This is a genomic window from Sphingomonas sp. CCH10-B3 (assembly GCF_001556185.1).
GTDB lineage: Bacteria > Pseudomonadota > Alphaproteobacteria > Sphingomonadales > Sphingomonadaceae > Sphingomonas > Sphingomonas aquatica.
In genome coordinates, this window is record NZ_LSIJ01000003.1 from 17904 (window position 1) to 38311 (window position 20408).

At 65.1% G+C, this 20408-nt stretch carries 16 protein-coding genes; 5 read left to right on the plus strand and 11 right to left on the minus strand.

The genetic code is table 11. From position 1 onward, the window contains the following. Positions 1-39 precede the first annotated feature (39 nt). Positions 40-1047 carry a hypothetical protein gene (locus tag AX672_RS01075; protein ID WP_066646934.1) on the plus strand — a complete coding sequence of 336 codons (1008 nt, stop codon included), beginning with the start codon at positions 40-42 and terminating at the stop codon, positions 1045-1047. 12 nt (positions 1048-1059) lie between these two features. Here the strand turns inward: AX672_RS01075 and AX672_RS01080 are convergent, their stop codons facing one another. The 5 genes from AX672_RS01080 to AX672_RS01100 form a co-directional block, all read right to left on the minus strand. Then, the gene (locus AX672_RS01080) at positions 1060-1863 is read right to left on the minus strand and encodes an SDR family NAD(P)-dependent oxidoreductase (RefSeq protein WP_066646936.1); all 804 of its coding nucleotides are present in this window, start codon (positions 1861-1863) and stop codon (positions 1060-1062) included. A 113-nt stretch (positions 1864-1976) separates the two neighbouring features. Then, complete coding sequence (locus AX672_RS01085) at positions 1977-2741, minus strand: SDR family oxidoreductase (protein WP_066646942.1); 765 nt, start codon at positions 2739-2741, stop codon at positions 1977-1979. A gap of 119 nt (positions 2742-2860) precedes the next feature. Next, entirely contained in the window at positions 2861-3934 is a 1074-nt protein-coding gene (locus AX672_RS01090; RefSeq protein WP_082730309.1) for a phosphotransferase family protein, read from the minus strand. Then, positions 3931-5016 carry a Zn-dependent alcohol dehydrogenase gene (locus AX672_RS01095; protein WP_066646946.1) on the minus strand — a complete coding sequence of 362 codons (1086 nt, stop codon included), beginning with the start codon at positions 5014-5016 and terminating at the stop codon, positions 3931-3933. Before AX672_RS01095 ends, AX672_RS01090 begins: the two co-directional genes overlap by 4 nt. A gap of 124 nt (positions 5017-5140) precedes the next feature. After that, positions 5141-6418 carry an acyl-CoA dehydrogenase family protein gene (locus tag AX672_RS01100; RefSeq protein WP_066646950.1) on the minus strand — a complete coding sequence of 426 codons (1278 nt, stop codon included), beginning with the start codon at positions 6416-6418 and terminating at the stop codon, positions 5141-5143. 167 nt (positions 6419-6585) lie between these two features. Here AX672_RS01100 and AX672_RS01105 point away from each other — a divergent pair, with 167 nt between their 5' ends. After that, positions 6586-7830 (plus strand): TetR/AcrR family transcriptional regulator, encoded by a 1245-nt coding sequence (locus AX672_RS01105; RefSeq protein WP_066646951.1) that lies wholly within the window; start codon positions 6586-6588, stop codon positions 7828-7830. On the opposite strand, the gene AX672_RS01110 is transcribed toward AX672_RS01105, so the two are convergent. From AX672_RS01110 to AX672_RS01125, 4 genes are all read right to left on the minus strand, one after another. Next, positions 7820-9124, minus strand: a complete 1305-nt coding sequence (locus AX672_RS01110) for a spinster family MFS transporter (RefSeq protein ID WP_066646953.1) — start codon at positions 9122-9124, stop codon at positions 7820-7822. The genes AX672_RS01105 and AX672_RS01110 overlap by 11 nt on opposite strands. Before the next feature lie 84 nt (positions 9125-9208). Beyond that, positions 9209-12292, minus strand: a complete 3084-nt coding sequence (locus tag AX672_RS01115; protein ID WP_066646956.1) for a TonB-dependent receptor domain-containing protein — start codon at positions 12290-12292, stop codon at positions 9209-9211. 218 nt (positions 12293-12510) lie between these two features. Further along, the gene (locus AX672_RS01120) at positions 12511-13575 is read right to left on the minus strand and encodes an acyl-CoA dehydrogenase family protein (protein ID WP_066646959.1); all 1065 of its coding nucleotides are present in this window, start codon (positions 13573-13575) and stop codon (positions 12511-12513) included. A gap of 124 nt (positions 13576-13699) precedes the next feature. Then, the gene (locus AX672_RS01125; RefSeq protein WP_066646960.1) at positions 13700-14917 is read right to left on the minus strand and encodes an acyl-CoA dehydrogenase family protein; all 1218 of its coding nucleotides are present in this window, start codon (positions 14915-14917) and stop codon (positions 13700-13702) included. A 243-nt stretch (positions 14918-15160) separates the two neighbouring features. Here AX672_RS01125 and AX672_RS01130 point away from each other — a divergent pair, with 243 nt between their 5' ends. Next, a complete protein-coding gene (locus AX672_RS01130) occupies positions 15161-16387 on the plus strand; it encodes an MFS transporter (RefSeq protein WP_066646963.1) in 1227 nt (408 codons plus the stop codon). Between the two features lie 150 nt (positions 16388-16537). On the opposite strand, the gene AX672_RS01135 is transcribed toward AX672_RS01130, so the two are convergent. Both AX672_RS01135 and AX672_RS01140 read right to left on the minus strand, forming a co-directional pair. Further along, positions 16538-17329, minus strand: coding sequence for an SDR family NAD(P)-dependent oxidoreductase (locus AX672_RS01135; RefSeq protein ID WP_066646965.1), 792 nt, complete (start codon positions 17327-17329; stop codon positions 16538-16540). Further along, positions 17326-17940 (minus strand): glutathione S-transferase family protein, encoded by a 615-nt coding sequence (locus AX672_RS01140; protein WP_066646968.1) that lies wholly within the window; start codon positions 17938-17940, stop codon positions 17326-17328. Before AX672_RS01140 ends, AX672_RS01135 begins: the two co-directional genes overlap by 4 nt. Positions 17941-18026: 86 nt before the next feature. Between AX672_RS01140 and AX672_RS01145 the strand changes: the two genes are divergently transcribed. Beyond that, positions 18027-19553: a class I adenylate-forming enzyme family protein gene (locus AX672_RS01145; RefSeq protein ID WP_066646970.1), complete on the plus strand. Its 1527-nt coding sequence runs from the start codon at positions 18027-18029 to the stop codon at positions 19551-19553. Then, positions 19550-20326 (plus strand): thioesterase family protein, encoded by a 777-nt coding sequence (locus AX672_RS01150; protein ID WP_066646973.1) that lies wholly within the window; start codon positions 19550-19552, stop codon positions 20324-20326. Before AX672_RS01145 ends, AX672_RS01150 begins: the two co-directional genes overlap by 4 nt. The last annotated feature ends 82 nt before the right edge of the window (positions 20327-20408 follow it).

A 20408-nucleotide genomic window follows, 5' to 3' on the forward strand; every position in this document is an offset into this window, starting at 1 on the left:
TATAGTTGAGGGCGCCGCAGTCTTCTGGGGGAGAAGATCATGGGTTTTGAACGCGCCATCTTCCGTGCCGCCACTGGCCTTTGCTTGCTGCATGCCCTGCCCGGCGTCGCGCAACGCACGCCAGCGCCGCCCAGCGAGGCAACCGCAAAGCTCGCGCGCCAATCGCTTGCTGGCGCGTCGGCATCGTTGCAGACCGTCGCAGTACCGCGCGGAGCACGCGCCGAAGCACGCGGACGGCCAGCCAATGGGCCACTGACGATCGGCGCACTGTCCGCGTTCGAGCTGCGCTATCCCGGCACCGACCACAAGCTGCGCGCCATCGGCATTGAAAATGCCGCGCCAGACGCGGTGTTCCGGCTTGCCGACAAGCAGCCCGGCGATTCCTTCACCGGTTCGGCCAGCTGGCTGCGTGCAGGCTATTTCAGGCAATTGACCGAAGTGAAGACCGACGGTGGTGGCGATTTTCAGGTCGCCCTGCCGCCCGGCCCGGCCGACCATGTGCCGTTGCTCGCCGGATTCGCATTTGAGCGCCGCCCCGGCACCGACGCCAATATCCGGATGATCGCCGTCCAGCTGACCGAAGGCATGCTGCGCGTCGCTCTGGTGGACGATCAGGGTCCGGATTTTCGGGGGATGGAGCAGGTTGTTGCCGCGTCATTCGGCCTTTCGGGTATTCCGATCGTGGGTGGCCCGCTCGCCTCGACCTTGACCGCGGGCATGGCCGCACAGGAGTTCGTGAACTTCGACGGCAAGCGCTTGCGGACCTTTAAGGTGCGGGTGCAGATCATTTGGGCGCCGCGCTCGGCGGTGCGCGGGATGGGCAGCGTTTCCGGCATGTCGCGCCGGGCCGATGGCGGCATATTGCCAAGCCCGAACGACAAGATCGCACTCCGCGGCTTCCGCTTCTATTTCGGCAATTCGGACCATCATCTCGGCGCGATCGCCGTCCGACTCCAGGCACCATCGCCCGAAGGTCCCATCAAATATCAGGACGACGGCACCGACGATCCGATCGCTTGGTCGGTCGACTATGCCAAGATGCAGTAACGCCGATCGCGGCTAGACGGCGGTCTTGCCATATTCCTGGCGCGTTACCGGGTGGCTCGACGACAGCCCGCCGTCGACGGCAAGCGCTTGACCGTTGACATAGCTTGCGTCGTCGGACGCCAGGAACAGCGCGACCTTAGCCAGTTCCTCGGGCTGGGCGGCGCGGCGCAGCGGATTGAGGCGGCCGACTTTCTCCATCTTCCCCGCCTCGCGCGCATAATCGAAGGTCGGCTTGGTCATGCCGGTTTCGGTGAGGCCGGGGCAGATCGCGTTGACCCGGATGTTCGACCCCGAGAGCTGCTGGGCCGACGTCATCGCGAGGTTGATGACCCCTGCCTTCGATGCGGAATAGGCCGGCGACCCCGCGCCCGAACGGATGCCGGCAACGCTCGCCGTCAGCACGATCGCCCCGCCACCGCGCCTCGCGATTTCGGGCGCGGCATGCTTTACGGCGAGATAGGGCCCGATCAGGTTGACGCGCAGCACTTCGGTAATCAGCGCCACATCGGTGTCGAAGATGTTCGCCATCCCGCCCGAAATCCCGGCATTGGCAAACATGATGTCGAGCCCGCCGAATTGTTCGACCGCGAGCGCGACGGTGCGGATCACGTCGTCCTCGTTGCCCGCGTCGATCTTGATAGCGGTCGCGTTGCCGCCCGCGTCGCGGATCGCCTGTGCGGTTTGCTCGGCGGCATCGCTCCAGTCGGCGCAGATGACCTTGCCGCCTTCGGCCGCGAACAAGGTGGCGGCGGCGCGGCCGATGCCGGAAGCGGCGCCAGTGACGATGATCGATTTGCCAGTGAAACGAGTTGCCATTTCAAAATCTCCGTTCGCCCTGAGCTTGTCGAAGGGCTGTTCTTCTTTACCCCGCGCCCAGAGAAGGACGGTGCTTCGACGAGCTCAGCACGAGCGGGTATTGGCACTGAACGTTAGATCGTTACCCCGCCGTCGAGCACGATCGTCTGCCCGGTCATGAAGGTGCTGGCGTCGCTCCCCAGGAACACGACGGCCCCGGCAATCTCATGCGGCTCGCCGATGCGGCGCAGCGGGACGCTCTTGTTGGCTGCCTCGATCCGTGCCGGGTCTTCCCAGAGCGCGCGGGCGAAATCGGTCTTGATCAGACCGGGCGCGATGCAGTTCACGCGGACATTGTCGGGGCCGAATTCATGGGCCAGATTGCGCGCAAGCTGCATGTCGGCGGCCTTGCTGATGCAATAAGCGCCGATCACCGTCGATCCGCGCAAGCCGCCGATCGACGAGATGATGATGATGCTCCCCGACCGCCGCGCGCGCATCTCGGGCGCGACCATCGCGATCAGCCAGTGGTTGGAGACGATGTTGTTGTCGAGGATCTTGCGAAACTGCTCGTCAGCAATCCCTTCCTGCGGGCCATAATAGGGGTTCGACGCCGCATTGCAGACGAGAATGTCGATCTGCCCGAAGCGCGCGCACGTCGCTTCGACCAGATGCTGGAGCCCCGCCTTGTCGGAGATATTGGCCGCAACCGCGATTGCGGTGCCGTCGCCATATTTGGCGTTGATCTCGGCCGCGACTTCTTCGCACGCTTCCTGCTTGCGGCTGGAGATGACGACCTTGGCGCCATGTTCGGCAAGCTCCCACGCACTCGCCTTGCCGATCCCGCGCGAAGAGCCGGTGATGATGGCGGTTTTGCCGTGCAGGTCGAATTGCGACATCTGATCTCCCCTCCCGCTAGCGGGAGGGGCCGGGGGTGGGCCTGACTACCGCTAGCACCTTATGTTGGGCGGGCGGTGCGCCCACCCCAAACCCCTCCCGCAAGCGGGAGGGGAATCGGTCAAGCCCCCGCCCGCTTCGCAAAACTCCACGCCGCCGCCGCCAGCGGCCCGACGCGCTCGGCGGTCTTGGCCGCTTGCGCGCTGCTCGCGGTGCCGTCGACGATGCGCTTCTTGATGCCCTGGACGATGCCCGTGAGCCGGAACAGATTATAGGCGAAATACCAGTCGAGCTGCGGCACCCCGTCGCGTCCGGTCGCCGCGCAATAGCGGGCGACCATGTCCTCGATCGTCGGGATGCCCGTTTCTGCACCGGCCAGCCCCATCACGCCCGAACGCCCCTCGGGCTGGGTGACCCAGTTCATCAGGAAATAGCTGAAATCGGCGAGCGGATCGCCGAGCGTCGACAGCTCCCAGTCGAGCACCGCGATCACCCGCGCCTCGTCGGCGTGGAAGATCATGTTGTCGATGCGGTAATCGCCGTGGACGATCGACACCCGGTCCTGCTGCGGCAGGGTGGCGGGGAGCCATTCGATCAGTGCCTCGACATCGGGCATGTGCTCGGTTTCTGACGCGCGATATTGCTTGGTCCAGCGCGCGACCTGACGCTCGAAATAATTGCCGGGCTTGCCGTAATCACCGAGGCCCGCCGCTTCGTGATCGGTGTTGTGGAGCTGCGCCATCGTGTCGCACATCGCGTTATAGATCGCGGTGCGCTGCGGCGGCGTCATGCTGGGGAGCGCGCCGTCCCACAGGTTGCGCCCGCTCACCAGCTCCATCAGGTAGAATTTCGAGCCGATCACTTCGGCGTCTTCGCACAGCCCGTAAGGGCGCGGCACCGGGAAGCCGGTCGGGTGCAGCCCAGCGATCAGCCGATATTCGCGGTCGACGGCATGCGCGCTCGGCAGCAGCTTGCCGAACGGCTGACGGCGCAGGACAAAAGTGCCGCCCGGGCTTTCGACCCTGTAGGTCGGGTTCGACTGGCCGCCCTTGAACTTCGACAGCGTGACCGGCCCCCGCGCTCCGGGCACGTTGGCTTCCATCCATGCGGCGACCCGCGCGGCGTCGATCGGATCGTCGGCGGGCACCGGCAGGGTGCCGACCATCGTGACGTCCGCCGTCTCCGCCGCGGTCATGCGAATTCGATCACGGAGCGCACCGTGTCCCCCGTCCGCAGCGCTTGGAGCGCGCCATTGACGCCATCGAGGCTGATCCGCTCGGCGACCATCGTGTCGAGATCGAGCTTGCCGTCGAGATACATCTGCACCAGCCGCGGCATGTCGATCGGGAAACGCGTCGAGCCCAGTAGCGACCCCTGCAGCTTCTTGCCGGTGAGGAAGCTCGGCCCCGGCAGGCTGACCGCCTTGCCCGGCGCGATCATGCCGAGGATCGTCGCGGTGCCGCCGCGCTTCAGGATCGTCCAGGCAAGCTCGGCGGTTTCGGGCCGTCCGACCGCTTCGATCGCATAATCGACGCCACCGCCGGTCAGGCCCGCGATCTTCTTCGCCAGATCGGGCTCATCGGGCGCGAAGCCATGCGTCGCGCCGAGCCGGGTCGCGAGCGCGCGCTTGTCGGCCACCGGATCGATCGCGATGATCGCCCCTGCCCCCGCGATCTTGGCGGCGTTGATCGCGGCAAGCCCGATGCCGCCGCAGCCGATCACCGCCACCGTCTCGCCCGCGCGCAGGCGGCTGTCGTTAAAGATCGACCCCGCGCCGGTGATCACCGCGCAGCCGAGCAGCGCCGCGCGGTCGAGCGGCATGTCCTTCGAAATCGCGACGCAGGCATTTTCATGCACCAGCATCATTTCGGCAAACGCCGACAGGTTCAGGAACGGCGCGAGCGGCGTGCCGTCGTTCAGGCTGATGCGCGGGTCGGCGCCCTTCGCCCGCTTGGTCGACGGATCGATGCACAGCGACGGGCGCCCGGTGACGCACATCTCGCAACTGCCGCAGAAGACGGTGAAGAAGGTGATGACATGATCACCCGGCCGCAGCCGCGCGACGTCGCTGCCGACTGCTTCGACGATCCCGGCAGCTTCATGGCCGGGGACGGTCGGCATCGGATGCGGGAAACTGCCATCGACGAAATGCAGGTCCGACCGGCATACGCCGCAGGCGACCGTGCGGATCAGCACTTCGCGCGGGCCGGGCTTATCGACGCGGATATCCTCGATCACGAGGTCCGATTTGGGTTCGTAAAGGACGGCTGCTTTCACTTAAACTCCCCTCCTGCTTGCGGGAGGGGCCGGGGGTGGGCACCCGGCCAGCCGCAAGCAGCGCCTTTAATGGGGAGCGCACGCCCACCCCCCGCCCCCTCCCGCACGCGGGAGGGGGAGATGATCAACGCCGCACCATTTCCTTCGCGGCAACCGCCTCGGGCAAGTCCGCATATTTCCCGAACTCGTTGCGCGCGATTGCCCGGTTGTGCACTTCATCCGGCCCGTCGGCGAAGCGCAGCGTCCTCATCGCCGCCCAGGCATGCGCCAAGTGGAAATCATCCGACACGCCGCCGCCGCCATGCGCCTGGATCGCATCGTCGAGGATCGACAGCGCCATCGTCGGCGCCGCGACCTTGATCATCGCGATCTCGAGCTGCGCGCTCTTGTTGCCGGCCTTGTCCATCATGTCGGCGGCCTTGAGGCAGAGCAGCCGCGTCATTTCGATGTCGATCCGCGCCTTGGCGATGCGCTGTTCCCAGATCGAGTGATCGGCGATGCGCTTGCCGAACGCGACGCGGGTGAGCAGCCGCTTGGCCATCGCTTCGATCGCGACTTCGGCGACGCCGATCGTGCGCATGCAGTGGTGGATGCGGCCCGGCCCGAGCCGCCCCTGCGCAATCTCGAACCCCCGCCCCTCGCCGAGCAGGACATTCTCGACCGGCACGCGGACGTCCTTCAGCTCGATTTCGGCATGGCCATGCGGCGCGTGATCATAGCCATAGACGCTCAGCATCCGCTTGATCCTCACACCCGGCGTGTCGAGCGGGACGAGGATCTGGCTCTGCTGGCTGTGGCGCGATCCTTCGGGATTGGTCTTGCCCATCACAATCGCGATCTTGCAACGCGGATCGCCCGCGCCCGACGACCACCATTTGGTGCCGTTAATCACATAATGGTCGCCGTCGCGCACCATTGCGGTTTCGATGTTGGTCGCATCAGACGATGCGACTGCAGGCTCGGTCATCAGAAACGCCGAGCGAATTTCGCCGTGCATCAGCGGCTTCAGCCACTGGTCCTTCTGCGCGCGCGTGCCATAGCGGTGGAGCACTTCCATATTGCCGGTGTCGGGTGCCGAGCAGTTGAAGCATTCGGACGCCCAGCCGAGCTTGCCCATTTCCTCGGCACACAAGGCGTATTCGAGGTTGGTGAGCTGCGTGCCTTCGAACTCGAAACTGTCATCGACATGCGCCTGCCCCGAATGCGGCGGCATGAAGAAATTCCACAGCCCCGCCGCCTTGGCCTTTTCCTTCATCTCCTCGATCACCGGAATCACTTTCCAGCGTTCGCCGGTGCTTTCCTGCTCGTGGTAAATATGGTTGCGCGGGCGGATTTCGCGGTCGATGAAATCCTTCACCCGGTCGCGGAAATAGGTTTCGCGTTCGCTCAGCGTGAAGTCCATGACGCATCCTCTCAAATAGCGTGTTGAGGGTGGCTTAAACCGTACCGCACATTCGGTAAAGCATCTGCTGCGGGCTTTCGGAACAGATTCGGCATACGAATGCAGCGCTGCGCCGCAGCGGTAAAAGGGACTGTTCCTTCGAAAAGATGCTGTTAAGCTTGGCGGCTATGGAGGCTTTGGGGGCCATCGACTCGACCGCCGACGGAAGCACCAAGCGCTTCCGGGCGAAGCGCGACGCCATCCTTGCTGCCGCCGCGCAGGCGATCAACGAGCAGAGCGCGAAGGGCATGACCTTCGCCGATGTCGCGCGCCGCGTGGGCCTCAACACCACCAGCGTGACCTATTATTTCAAGCGCAAGGAAGACCTTGCCGCCGCCTGTTTCGATTATACGCTCGAACAATTGCAGGCGAAGCTCGACGTGGCGCTTCGCGAATCGACGCCGCGCGCGCGCGTCGCCCGCTATCTTTCGCTCAACATGGACCGGCTGGCGCGCATTCAGCGCGGCGAGGCCACGCCCTTTGCGGTGCTGTCCGATCTGCGCGCGATGGAAGAGCCCGTGCTTGGCCGCTTGATGAGCGGCTGGCGCGACGTGTTCCGCAAGACCCGCAGCCTATGGGGCGTTGGCGCGACCCGCGCGCATACCGATCTATACGGCGCGCGGGCGCATGTGCTGCTGGAAAATACCTTCTGGCTGCCGGTCTGGCTCGGGCGTTACGATGCCGATCAATATGCGCGCGTCGAAAGCCGGCTGATGGCGGTGTTCGCGCAAGGCATTGCCGCCGATGGTGCGGGCTGGACGCCGGCACTGCTCAATCTTGCCCCGGCCGAAGCCGAACCCGGGCGTGAGGCCTTTCTGCTCGCCGCGACCCGGCTGATCAACGAGCTCGGCTATCGCGGCGCGTCGGTCCAGAAAATCGCGTCGATGCTAAACGTCACCAAGGGCAGCTTCTACCACCATCTCGATGCGAAGGACGATCTGGTGATCGCCTGTTACAAGCGCAGCCTTGCGACCATTACCAAGGCGCAGCAGCTGGCGGACGACGAACCCGGCGACGATTGGCACAAACTGTCGAGCGCGATCGCGACCTTGCTCGATTTCCAGTTTTCAGATCGCGGTCCGCTGATGCGCACCACCGCGCTGTCGGGCGTGGCACCGGGCGTGCGCAGCGCACTCGTCGCGCGGTCAAACCGGATCGCGCGGCGCTATGCCGGCATGATCAGCGACGGCATTGCGCAGGGGTCGATTCGCGCGATCGACCCGCTGATCGCCGCGCAGGCGCTGATGGCGCTGCAGAATGCCGCTTTCGACATGCGCAAATGGGCCAGCACCATGCCGCGCGAGCGCGCAATCGCGTTCTATGCCTCGACGCTCGCGTTCGGCTTGTTCGACGACCGGGTGCTCAGCCTTTAGCGGCCTGCCGCTTGAGCAACACGCCCGCCCGCCAATAGTGAAAGATCGCCCAGGGCGTCAGCAGGCTCGCGCTCAGCATGGCATAGCGCAGCGATTCGGCGCCGAAGCTCGGCTTGTAGAGGTCGCTCAGGATCCCGGTAATGCTCGGCCCCGCTCCCAGCCCGATCAGATTGATGACCAGCAGCGTAATTGCTGCCCAAACCGCACGCATCCGCGTCGGCGCAAGGCCCTGGATCAGCGCGAAACTCGGCCCGAGATAGCTCGATGCGAGCAGATACGAAAGCATCACTGACGCAAAGGCCGTGGTGACATCAGAGGACAGGTAGAACAGCGCGGTGAACGGCAAGGCAGCAAATTTGAGTGCGGCGACGAACCATGCCTGGACGTGCAACCCATGGCGCCGTCCAAGCGAATCGGCGATCCGCCCGCCGACGATCCCGCCGAATGCCCCGATCAGCGCGACCGCCGGCGCATAGTAGAGCGACACTTGGGTCAGCGTCATGCCGAACGAGCGCTGGAGATAGGATGGTCCGAAATTGGCGGTTGCATAGCCGACCAGTGACGTGATCGTCACCGCCATGATCAGGTGGATCGCCGGGGCACTGGCTGCAAGACTCTTCAGACCGTCGCTGAGCGACGGCAGCGGAGCCGGGTTCTGCGGAACGCCGCCAGGGTCCGACAGGCCGCGCCGCGGCTCGACCATCACCAGCCGGACGAAAACCGCCAGCAGAATCCCCGGCAGGCCAACCGCTGCCATCGCCCAACGCCAGCCATAAGCCTCGGCGATCAGCCCGCCGATGATCGCGCCAAAGCCGCCGCCGAGCACCACGCCGGTCGAATAAATGCCCATTGCCCCCGCGCGCTTTTCGGGCGGATAGAGATCGGCGATGATCGAATGCGACGGCGGGCTCGATTCCGCTTCCCCCACGCCGACCCCGATCCGGTAGATCAGCAATTGGGTGAAATTGGCGGCCGTCCCGCACAGCGCGGTCATCGCGCTCCACAAGGTCAACGCCACGGCGATGATGTCACGGCGGCTCGTCCGGTCGGCCAGCCACGCCACCGGAATACCAAGCGTCGCATAGAAAACCGCAAAGGCTAGGCCGGACAGCAGCCCGAGCTGCGTGTCGTTGAGCTGAAGGTCGGCCTTGATCGCCTCGAGCAGGATCGACAAAATATATCGATCCATGAAGCTGAAGAAATAGACGAGCGTCAGCAGCGCCAGCGTCCATCCGCGCAGCCGAAGCGCGCGCTCATCGGCGATGCTTTGCGGATCTACGGCGGTGGTGGCCATGCAGAAACTCCGGAGTACGCGACAAAAAAAACCGCCGTCCGGGAATGCCGGACGGCGGGTCGATCAGATTAGCGGCACCACTGGTCAGAACCGCTGGGTGATGCCGAACTTCGCATTGAAGCCGAGCGGCGACGCCGTGAACGGATCATAGTTGAAATCAAGCCGCGCAAACGGTGGCTGCTGGTCAAGGATGTTCAGCGCCGACAGCGAGATCGTCGTGTTGGTCTTCAGGTTTACGCGATAGGTGAAATCAAGCGTCGTGAACGCACCGATGTTCTGCCCGCTGGTCACCGAAGCGCCGGCCAACGCCCCGGTATTGGGGCCGAAGACAGCCGCGGTACGCTGATCGCGGTAGCCGTCGATGTAGTTCACTTGGAACCGGGCCTGGTGGATGCCCAGATCGCCCTGAAGGAACAAATTGCCCTTCAGCGCCGGCAACGGATAGGCACTGGTCTGGAAGTTGAGCAGGCCGACCGCGTTGAAGGCAGGCTGAACCACCACCCCGGCAACGGTAAAATCACGGATATTGTAGTCCATGACATAGGTGCCGGTGCCGCCGAACACCACTTTGGCCTGGCCCAAGTCAAACTTATACTGCGCCTGGAAATCGATGCCCTGCGTCGTCACATTCGCACTGTTGACGAGGTTGGTGCGCAGCCGCTGCACGTTGCCGATGCCGCAACCCACCGCCGTAAAGGTAAAGCGCGCCTGCAACTGGGCAAACGCCGGATTACCGCAATTGGCATTGCCCGTGGCGCCGAACAATGCCGAGACAATCCCCTGCACCGGCTCGGCTTCGATCGGCCCGGCGAGTTCGTAACGCCAATAATCGACGCTGGCATTGAAGCCGCCGAAATTCACGATCACGCCGCCGCTGTAGGTGGTCGTCGTCTCGGGGCGCAGGTCATTGTTGCCCAGAATGTCGATGGCCCGGAACGACGTACCGATGACCTGAAGCGACGTCACCTGACCGTCCAGATTCTGCGGCGCCGGGCCGCGGAACGTGGTGCCGGCGCCGCCGCGGAACGCCAGCCAGCTCAGGGCCTGCCACCGCACGCGGCCTTGCGGATTGAAGGTCGACCCGGTCCGGCCGCCGTAATCTTCGAAACGCGCCGAAAAGCCCAGATTCAGTGTATCGGTGACCGGCGCCTGAAGCTCGCCGAAGATCGCATAGACGTTTCCGGTGATGATCCGGTTGCGGTTGGTACCAAGGAAGCCAAGCGCGCCGGTCTGCTGCGCGCAGATCGCATCCGGCGTCAACGCCGACCCCGGGCATGGATTGACGGCCAGATTGGCATCGGCGTTGTAGCGGATCGCATAGCGATCAGCGCGATACTGGCCACCGAAGGCGAACGACACCTCGCCGCCCGGCAGACGGATGCCCGTCCGGCCGCTCAGCACCATGTCGGCAACGATCAGCTGGGTGTCGGTGTCGCTGCGTGTCGTCCGGAAGAAATTGTCGATCGTCGCCAGATCGTTGATGATGCCGGCGCCCGGGGTCAGGTTTGCCCCGGCGGGATTACGCGTGCCGGCGAAATTGGGGTTGGTCTGCCCAGTCACGGGATTGCGCGCAACGGCGGTCGAGAAGGGGTTGAAATAGGTGCAGCCATTGGTGCCGGCGATCGCGGCCAACTGCGCCTGCGTCAGGCCGGCGCGCGACTGCGGCGAGGCAAAAGCGCAATTCGGCCCGCCGAAACCGGCTAGCGCGTTCTGGAGCAAGTCGCCGAAGGTGTCAGTGCCCTCGATGCCACGGCGATAAGCCGAATAAGTGAACCCGGTGTCGAGTGTCAGCGCGTCGGTGATTTTCAGCGACGTTTCAGCCGTGAAGCGGATCGATTCCGATTGGCGCTGGCTGAACGCCGAGTTGCGATCATTGCCGGGCTGGGTGAACAGCGGGTTGCCACCCAGCACGAACGGCCGGAACAGGACCGGGAATGCAAGTGCGGGCGCGAGCGGCGCGCCTGCCGCGTTGACCACGCAGCCCGATGCAGCCCCATAGGTCGCGCAGTAATCGCGCAGCGCCGGGGCGTAGGTCGGCACAGCAAAAATGCCCGCCCCGCCTGCCTGCGCCAGCGTCGTGATCCCGCCCGCCGGGATCGTCGTGAGCGGCGATGCGGCATAGCCCGAAGGCGGCAGCGTCGGCAGATAGCTCGGCGAGGTCGTGATCCGGGTCGACGACGTGCCGTAAAGCGCCGTCACGCGGAAGGTGAGTCGATCAGTCAGGTCGATCTTGGATTCCAGATAGGCCTGAATGCGATCTTCGGGTTCGACAAGGTTGTCGAACTGGCCGAAATTGGTGAAGCAGCGATCGGTGGTCGACCCCGGCAAGCTGCGAAAACCGCCGAGCGCCTCGCAACCGAGGTCGCGCACGAAGTTGGTCGTTCCACCGAAACCAAAGTTGCCCGGGTTACCGCCGCCCGAATAGCCGCCCTGCGGGTTGTTGGGATAGGGCTGGACCGTAAAGGCGCGGTCGGTGGTGCGCAGTTCGGAACGGTGCTGGTAACCGATCGATGCGAACACCTGGAAGCCATCCTGATGATGGCCAAAGCTGAGTGCACCGGTGTAGTCGCCGTCCGATCCGCGGATGTAACGGTAGTCGCCCGAGGCTTGAAAGCCCTTCTGCTCCGATCGCGTGATGAAATTGACCACGCCCGCGATCGCATCCGAACCATAAGTCGCGGCGGCACCGTCCTTCAGGATTTCCACCCGGCCGACCGCGCTTTGCGGCAGCAGGTTGATGTCGACGACCGGAACGCCGGTCCCCGCGAATACCACGCGCTTGCCGTTCAGCAACACCAGCGTGCGCTGCGGCCCAAGCCCGCGCAGGTTGACCGAGGCGACGCCTTCCGATCCCTGCGCGCGCGCGTCGAACTGGTTCGCGTCACCGATGACACCGTTCGAGGTCGGCAGGTTCTTGAGCAGATCGAGTGCCGTCGGGCTACCCTGGCGCGCCAGTTCCTCGCCCGAAATCACATCGACCGGCAGCGAAGCGTCCTCGGGGGTGCCGCGGATCAGCGAGCCGGTGACAACGACTTCGGGGATCGCCTGATTGTCGTCATCCTGAGCGGCAGGCGGGGTCGCCGGTGCGGTCTGCGCACTGGCGGGCATCGCGAGCGCGAGCGCAAGGACGGGCGCAGCACAGGCAGCGAGCAGGGTGATTTTCGGCATCTCTCTCTCCCAGAAGGTCGGAATTCTTCAGCATCCCGTACCGTAAACTCGAATAGACATAGCCACGCGGGCGTCGTCAAGCGAAAGAAGCGTTGCGCTATGCCACCTTTTGCGCGGCTGTTGCGCAAAAGTCATAATCCGGCAGCGCCGACGGGCCACCAATCCGCATATTTTAAAGGCTGTCCCGACGACGCAGCGCGACGCCGGGACCGAACCGCTCAATAGCCGTTGAGGCGCGCGAAGCGTTCGCGGTGGTAGGAGGCACTGCCCCACATCGTCTCCAGCACGGCCGCGCGCTTGATGTAGAAGCCGGCGTCATATTCGTCAGTCATGCCGATGCCGCCGTGCAACTGGATCATTTCGCGGCTGACGAGGCGCGACGTTTCGCTCGCGACCGCCTTGGCAAGGCTCACGGCCTGATCAACGTCCGAGCGGCCGCTGTCGATTGCCTCAAGCGCGCCTTCGACCACCGATCGCATCAGTTCGAGCTCGGTGAACATCTTGGCCATGCGGTGCTGCAGCGCCTGGAAGGTCGACAGTACCTGCCCGAACTGGACGCGGGTCTTGAGGTAATCATTGGTCGTCTCGAACGCCTGCACCGCCAGCCCGAGCATTTCGGCGCAAGTCGCCGCCGTCGCGCGGTCGATGATCGCTTGCGTACCAACGTCAAGCTTGGTCGCGGGCGCGCTGTCGAAGCGGACTTCGGCATGGCTGCGGGCATCGGCCATCTTGCGCGTCGAGCGCGTCACGCCGCCGAGGGCTGCATCGACGAGATACAGGCCATCGGTTGCCGACACCACGAACAGCGCGGCGCTGTCGCCTTCCGCCACGAACGCCTTGGTGCCGGTGAGCTTGCCGTCGGTGACGCTGGTCGTGACCTTGGCCGGATCATGGTTGGGACCTTCGTCGATCGCGAGCGCGGCGACGATCTCGCCGGCGGCGATCCTCGGCAGCCATTTGGCCTTGTCCTCGGCCGATCCGCCCATCACGATCGCGCTTGCAGCCGCCGAGGTCGCCGCGAGCGGCGATGCTGCCAGATTGCGCCCGAGCTGCTCGAGTACCAGTCCGAGCGACAGATAACCAAATGCGGTGCCGCCAAATTCTTCGGGGATAACGATGCCGGCGAGACCCATTTCGGCCATCTTCGCCCAGGCGCCAGTGTCATAGCCCTCGGCGGGGGCGGCATTGCGCATCTGGCGGAACGCGGACACGGGCGATTCATTGTCGGCCCATTCGCGCACCATGTCGCGCAGCATCGTCTGTTCTTCGTTCAGTGCAGCCATGTCAGTCTCTCCCTCTCCCCTTGGGGAGAGGGTCGGGGAGAGGGGGAGCCACGCAGGACTCCGCCTCGATCCGCCCCCCTCACCCGACCCTCTCCGCGATAGGGAGTGGGCCAAGGGGTTGTTGTCATTGGTGATCGAGCATCCCGAGGATGCGCTTGGCGATCACATTGTTCTGGATTTCGGTCGAGCCGCCATAGATCGACACCGCCTTGCCCCACAGCCAGGTGCGGGTCTGCGCGAGTTCGGTTTCGGTGAAGCCTTCGCCTTCCCAGCCCAGCCCGGCCATGCCCATGATCTCGACCGACAGCTCGGCGCGGTCCTGCGTCAGGCGCGCGCCGACGTTCTTCATGATGCTGGTCGCCGCCGACGGCCCTTGATTGGACTTCGCTTCCATCGCCGCGCGGCGCAGCGTGAGCATGAACGCGCGCTGGTCCATCTCATGCTTGACGATGCGCATCCGCAGATCGCTGTCAGCGACCTTGCCGTCATCGTTCGCGCCGCGATATTCCTTGGCAAGCTGGCTCAGTGGCTTGCCTGCGAACAGGCGCGAGGCGCCACCGCCGCCGCCCGACAGCGAATTGCGCTCGTGCTGGAGCAGGCGCGTGCCGATTTCCCAGCCCTGCCCTTCGCGGCCGACCAGATTGCCCTTGGGCACCTTCACATTGGTGAAGAAGGTTTCGCAGAAGGGCGACTGGCCGCTGATCATGCGAATGGGCTTCACCTCGACACCCGGCGAGGTCATGTCGATCAGCAGGAAGCTGATGCCGCCGTGCTTCTGGCTCTTGTCGGTCCGGACGAGGGCAAAGCATTTGTCGGCCCATTGGCCGCCGCTCGTCCAGGTCTTCTGGCCGTTGACGAGATAATGGTCGCCCATGTCCTCGGCGAACGTCTGCAGCGAGGCGAGGTCGGACCCGGCGCCCGGCTCCGAATAGCCCTGGCACCAGCGCACTTCATTCTTGGCGATCGCGGGAATGTGTTCGAGCTTCTGCTCCTCGCTGCCATATTCGAGCAGCGTCGGGCCGAACATCATCACGCCCATGCCGCCGATCGGGTTCCACGCGCCGATCCGGCCCATTTCCTCCTGCAGCACGCGCACCTGATGCCGGTCGAGACCGCCGCCGCCATAGGCCTTGGGCCAGCTCGGGACGCCCCAACCCTTCTCGCCCATCGCCTTGGTCCAGGCGCGCTCGTCGTCGGTCGGGTCGTGCGGACCTTCGAGCGCCGACATCGCATTGTCCTTGCCCTTGAGCGACGCCGGGAAATTTTCCGCCAGCCAGGCGCGCGCCTCGGCGCGGAATTCATCGAGCGCGTTCGGTGCGTCGAGTTCGGGTGCCGTTGCCATTCATCCACTCCCAAAAATCGAATCTGAATATCGGGTATGGAGGGGCATCGCACAGAAAATGTCGGTTTGCAAAGGGGGCCAATGGTCCGGGGTGGGCTGGTAATGTCGGAAATGCCGTGATAGGTTCTATCTTTGTTCCATGACTGGTGCGGCTCTTCGGTTAATTGGTGGGCACCCCCTATGGATGGTCGTGACTTTTGACACTTTTCGCGGGCATCAAGGGCGCGGAAGCAGGGGGCAGCGATGGGGTATGACCGGCGCACCGTCGTCATCGTGTTGGCGGCAGTGATCATCGATACGATCGGCTTCGGCATCGTGCTGCCGATCCTGCCGGAACTGATCACCCGGCTCGGTCATACCGATCTCGACGAAGCGACGCGGATTTCGGGCTATCTGCTCGGCATTTATGCGCTGACGCAGTTTTTCGCCTCGCCGCTGCTCGGCAATCTCGGCGACCGGTTCGGGCGGCGACCGGTGCTGATCGCCTCGATGCTCGCCTTTGCCGCCGATTATGCGCTGATGGCCTGGGCGCCGACGCTGGCGTGGCTGTTCGTCGGTCGCGCGATCGCGGGCGTGGCGGGAGCGATCTATGGCCCCGCCAGCGCCGCGCTCGCCGATGTCAGCACGCCCGAGAAGCGATCGACGGTGTTCGGCTGGCTGGGCGCGGCGTTCGGGATCGGCTTCATCGTCGGCCCGGCGATTGGCGGACTGATCGCGGGATTGGGGCCGCGTGCGCCATTCATCGCCGCCGCGCTGCTCGCGCTGGTGAACGCGATTGCGATGATCTTCCTGTTCCCCGAATCGCTCAAGCCCGAACTGCGCCGACCGTTCGACTGGCGCAGCGCCAATGTGATCGGCGCGTTCAAGCCGCTGTTCAAAAGCGGTGAAGCCGCGCCGCTGCTGATCGCGTGGTTCGTGTGGCAGCTTGCGAGCTTCGTCTATCCGGCGACATGGTCCTTCTGGTGCGCCGCGCGCTGGGGCTGGGACGCGACTGCGATCGGCTGGTCGCTGACCTTCGTCGGCGCGGTGATGGCGGCGGTGCAATTCTTCCTGACTGGGCGGATCATCGCGCGTATCGGCGAGCGGCGCGCAGTGGTGGTCGGGCTGGCGAGCGGTGGCGGGGCCTATCTCGCCTATGTTTTCCTGACCGCCGGGTGGCAGTCCTATGTCGTGTTCCTGGCAAGCGCGCTGTCGTTCCTCGTCTTTCCGGCGATGAACGCACTGCTCTCGCGCCTCGCCGATGCGTCGCACCAAGGGGCGCTACAGGGCGGGATCGGCAGCATGAACAGCGTGGCGGCGGTGATCGCGCCGCTGATGCTGACACAGGCGCTGGCGGCAGGAGTCGCGCGGGGGCAACCGGGCGCGGCGTTCCTGCTCGCGGCGGCGCTCGCGGCGGTAGCGCTCGCGATCGTCGTGTGGAAAGTGCTGGGGCGGGTGCCGCCGAAGGAAGCACCGGTGCCGGGGAGTTAGTTCGGTTTTGGCCCCCGCCATCCCCTCCCCGTTTGCCCTGAGCTTGTCGAAGGGCCGTTCTTCTGTCGCCAGCCGATCAGAGAAGAAAGACGGTGCTTCGACGAGCCCAGCACGACCGGATCAGAGTTGATTCCTTCGAATCGAAACTTCCTAACCCTCCCGCCCCGGGCGCCGACTGAGCGCCACGTCGAGATGCCCGCCGGCGTCGACCAGCATGACCTCACCGGTGACGCTGCGCATCGCCGGGTCGAGCAGGCTGACGACGGGCGCCGCCACATCGGGCGCCATCGTCGCGAGCGCCATCGGCACGCTGGCGGCGATGCGCGCGTTCAGCTTGGCGAACCCCTCGGCGCCGAGCCGCTTTTCGAACCAGCCGGTGCCGACATAGCCGGGCGCAACCGCGTTGACGCGGATCGAAGGCGCAAGCACCCGGGCGAGGCTCTTGGTCATCGTGATCAGCGCGCCTTTCGACGCGGCATAGGCGACCGACGACCCCATGCCGAACACCCCCGCGACCGAGGCAATGTTGACGACAGCGCTCGCGTCCCCGGCTTTCAGCGCGGGCGCGCAGGCGCGCACCATCTGGAACGCGGCGATGACGTTGAGCTGGTAAATGTCGACGAAATCCTCGCCCGACAGCGCGTCGAGATCCTCATGCGCTGCAAACTTCGTGCGCCCCGAATTGTTGACGAGGAAATCGATCCGCCCGAAGGCATCGGTCGCCGCCGCCGCGAGCGCACGGCACTGGGCATCGTCGGTGATGTCGGCCTGCACGGGAATCGCCCCGCCCCCGACTTCGGCGGCAAGCGCTTCGGCATCGTCGCGGCTCGAGGCGTAGTTGATGACGCAGTGGACGCCGCGCGCGGCGAGCATGCGCACGGTTGCCGCCCCGATTCCCGTACCCCCGCCAGTAATGACGGCAACGCGCCCCTCCCAGCTCATGCCGCCGCACTCGGCCGCATCGTCGCGCGCGTGTGCCAGGCTTTCAGCGCAGTTAGTTCATCGGGTATCGGCAGGCCGATCCAGATCGCGAAGTCGATCGTCGTCAGCAGCACGATGTCGGCCATCGAGAAATTTTTGCCCGCCAGCCACTGCCGGTCGGCGAGCGCGGTGTCGAATTCTTGCATCACCGCCACTGCGCGCTTGCGCTGCGTCTCGCCAAATTCGGGAAATTGCGGCTTCACCACCCGCGCGGTGAAGGGATGGGTATGCAGCCACACCATCCCGACCGGGATCAGCAACCGCATCTCGACGCGGCGCAGCCACATGTCGACATCGGCGATCCCTTTCGGCCCCGTGCCGAACATCGGCGGATCGGGATTGAGTGCTTCAAGGAAGCGGCAGATCGACACGCTTTCGGTAATCACCCCGCCGTCGTCGAGTTCGAGCGCCGGAATCTGGCCGAGTGGATTGACCGCCAGAAAATCCTCGCCCTTGTGCTCGCCGGCCGGAATCGACAGCACCTTGGCCGGAATTTTCAGACCTTTCTCGGCCATGAAAATCCGCACCCGCCGCGGATTCGGTGCCGGGTTGACGGCGTCATAGAACAGCATGAACGTTAGGCCCCTTCGCGTTTTCGAAGATCGCGTATGGCATTTTGTCGGCGGCTCGCCTAGCGCTTCGCACGATCGGAGGGGATATGGACGCCGCGACCCAGCTTGCCAGCGACTTTGCCACGCTGCCGGACATCATCCGCGCGCACGGCGTCGAGCGCGGCGACAAGACGGCAATCGTCGGGGAAGACGGCGCGCTGAGCTATGCCGCGCTCGATGCGGCAATGGACCGGATCGCCGCAGCGCTGCAACGCGACAGGCTGGCGCATGGCCAGGCAGTCGCGATCGTCGGCGCACCGTCGGTGGCTTGCGCGACGGTGTTCCTCGCAACGCTGCGCGCGGGCGGCGCGGCGACGCCGCTCGCGCCCGGATCGACGCCCGAGCAGCTTGCGGCGATGATCAATGATTGCGGCGCCGCACATGTCTTCGTCGATGCAGGCGCACGGGCCGCGCTGACCGGCCAACCGATCGCCGCGCGAATGATCGAGCTCGGCAGCGCCGACTTCGACGCCTGGCACGCGCCCGAAGGCACTCGCCCAGCCGCCGTCGACATCGCCGCGGGCGATCCCTTCAACATCATCTATTCCTCGGGCACCACCGGCACGCCCAAGGGTATCGTCCAGAGCCACGCGATGCGCTGGGCGCATATCCACCGCAATGCCAATGCCGGTTTCGGCGACGCAGTGACGATGGTGGCAACGCCGCTCTATTCCAACACCACGCTGGTCGTGTTCCTGCCGACGATCGGCTGGGGCGGCACCGCGGTCATCATGGCCAAGTTCGACGCGCGGCGCTTCCTCGAAATGGCCGAAGCCAATCGCGCGACGCATGCGATGCTGGTGCCGGTGCAATATCAGCGGATCATGGCGATCCCCGATTTCGACGCCTTCGACCTGTCGAGCTTCCGCCTCAAGACCTGCACATCGGCGCCCTTCTCCGCCGCGCTCAAGGCCGATGTCGTCGCGCGCTGGCCGGGGCTGCTGGTCGAATATTACGGCATGACCGAGGGCGGCGGCACGACGATCCTCAACTGCACCGCCAATCCGACCAAGCTCCACAGCGTCGGCCAGCCTGCCGAGGGGCACGATATCCGCCTGATCGACGATGACGGCAAGGAAGTGCCGCGCGGCGAAATGGGCGAAGTCGTCGGGCGGTCGCCTGCGATGATGAACGGCTATCACGGCCGCCCGGACGCGACCGCCTCGGCGGAATGGTACGACGCAGAGGGCAACCGCTTCATCCGCCACGGCGATGTCGGCCGTTTTGACGAGGACGGCTTCCTGATCCTGATGGACCGCAAGAAGGACCTGATCATCTCGGGCGGATTCAACATCTATCCCAGCGACCTCGAAGCCGTGCTTCGTACCCATCCGCACGTTGCCGACTGCGCGGTGGTCGGCGTGCCGAGCGAAGCCTGGGGCGAAACGCCGGTTGGCTTTTTCGTGCCCGCCGGGGACGACGCCGATGCCGCCGCAATCCTTGGCGAGACCAACGCCAAGCTCGGCAAGACCCAGCGCCTCGCCGATCTGGTCGCGGTCGATGAGCTGCCGCGCAGCGCGATCGGCAAGGTGCTCAAGCGCGAACTGCGCGATCAATGGAAAGTCAAAGTATGACGACGCTCGCCGAAATCCTTGCCGCGATGACGCCGATCGACGGTGGCTTTGCCGGCGCCATCCCCGCCGACTGGATGCAGGGGCGTACCAGCTATGGCGGGCTGTCGGCAGCACTCGCGCTGCACGCGGCACAAGCGTGCGAGCCCGACCTGCCGCCGCTGCGGTCGGCGCAGGTTTCGTTCATCGGCCCGCTCGCGGGGCCGGTCCGCGTGACGGCGACCAAGCTCCGGCGCGGGCGCACCGCCGCCTTCATCCAGGCCGATGTCGTGTCCGACGCAGGTCTCGGCCTCCGCGCGACCTTCGTGTTTATGGCCGACCAGACATCGGTCGTCGATTTCGATCAGCGCGCACCGGTCGACCACCGCCCGCCTGCGCCCGGCACCAAATTGTGGAGCGGGCCGGAAGGCTTCTTCGCGCAGAATTTCGAGTTCTTCGACATGAAGGCCCCCGACCTCGGCCCCGCCGAACTGCTGCGCTGGGGCCGGATGAAGGTCCACGACGGGCTCGATCCGATGGTGCATGTGATGGCGATCGCCGACGGCATGCCGCCCGCCGCGATCCGCCTGTTTGGGCAGCAGATGGGGCCGATCAGCTCGCTCACGTGGATCATCAACCTGCTGACGCCCACGCCCGCGACCACCGACGGTTGGTGGTTGCTGCGCGCCCAGTCCGACTATGCGCGCAACGGCTGTTCAAGCCAGACGATGGCGCTCTGGAATGCCGATGGCCAGCTCATCGCCGAAGGGATGCAGAGCGTCGCGATCTTCGCCTGAACGGATCGCTTGCGACAAGTTGCGACAATTTGGCGCGCATCTGACAAATGCACGCGACATCTGGCCGCGACACCGCAACGCG

Excerpts from the sequence above, each read along its gene's own strand:
- AX672_RS01075 (WP_066646934.1), top strand. The coding sequence starts at position 40 with ATGGGTTTTGAACGCGCCATCTTCCGTGCCGCCACTGGCCTTTGCTTG.
- AX672_RS01080 (WP_066646936.1), bottom strand. The coding sequence starts at position 1,863 with ATGGCAACTCGTTTCACTGGCAAATCGATCATCGTCACTGGCGCCGCT.
- AX672_RS01085 (WP_066646942.1), bottom strand. The coding sequence starts at position 2,741 with ATGTCGCAATTCGACCTGCACGGCAAAACCGCCATCATCACCGGCTCT.
- AX672_RS01090 (WP_082730309.1), bottom strand. The coding sequence starts at position 3,934 with ATGACCGCGGCGGAGACGGCGGACGTCACGATGGTCGGCACCCTGCCG.
- AX672_RS01100 (WP_066646950.1), bottom strand. The coding sequence starts at position 6,418 with ATGGACTTCACGCTGAGCGAACGCGAAACCTATTTCCGCGACCGGGTG.
- AX672_RS01105 (WP_066646951.1), top strand. The coding sequence starts at position 6,586 with ATGGAGGCTTTGGGGGCCATCGACTCGACCGCCGACGGAAGCACCAAG.
- AX672_RS01110 (WP_066646953.1), bottom strand. The coding sequence starts at position 9,124 with ATGGCCACCACCGCCGTAGATCCGCAAAGCATCGCCGATGAGCGCGCG.
- AX672_RS01115 (WP_066646956.1), bottom strand. The coding sequence starts at position 12,292 with ATGCCGAAAATCACCCTGCTCGCTGCCTGTGCTGCGCCCGTCCTTGCG.
- AX672_RS01120 (WP_066646959.1), bottom strand. The coding sequence starts at position 13,575 with ATGGCTGCACTGAACGAAGAACAGACGATGCTGCGCGACATGGTGCGC.
- AX672_RS01125 (WP_066646960.1), bottom strand. The coding sequence starts at position 14,917 with ATGGCAACGGCACCCGAACTCGACGCACCGAACGCGCTCGATGAATTC.
- AX672_RS01130 (WP_066646963.1), top strand. The coding sequence starts at position 15,161 with ATGGGGTATGACCGGCGCACCGTCGTCATCGTGTTGGCGGCAGTGATC.
- AX672_RS01135 (WP_066646965.1), bottom strand. The coding sequence starts at position 17,329 with ATGAGCTGGGAGGGGCGCGTTGCCGTCATTACTGGCGGGGGTACGGGA.
- AX672_RS01140 (WP_066646968.1), bottom strand. The coding sequence starts at position 17,940 with ATGCTGTTCTATGACGCCGTCAACCCGGCACCGAATCCGCGGCGGGTG.
- AX672_RS01145 (WP_066646970.1), top strand. The coding sequence starts at position 18,027 with ATGGACGCCGCGACCCAGCTTGCCAGCGACTTTGCCACGCTGCCGGAC.
- AX672_RS01150 (WP_066646973.1), top strand. The coding sequence starts at position 19,550 with ATGACGACGCTCGCCGAAATCCTTGCCGCGATGACGCCGATCGACGGT.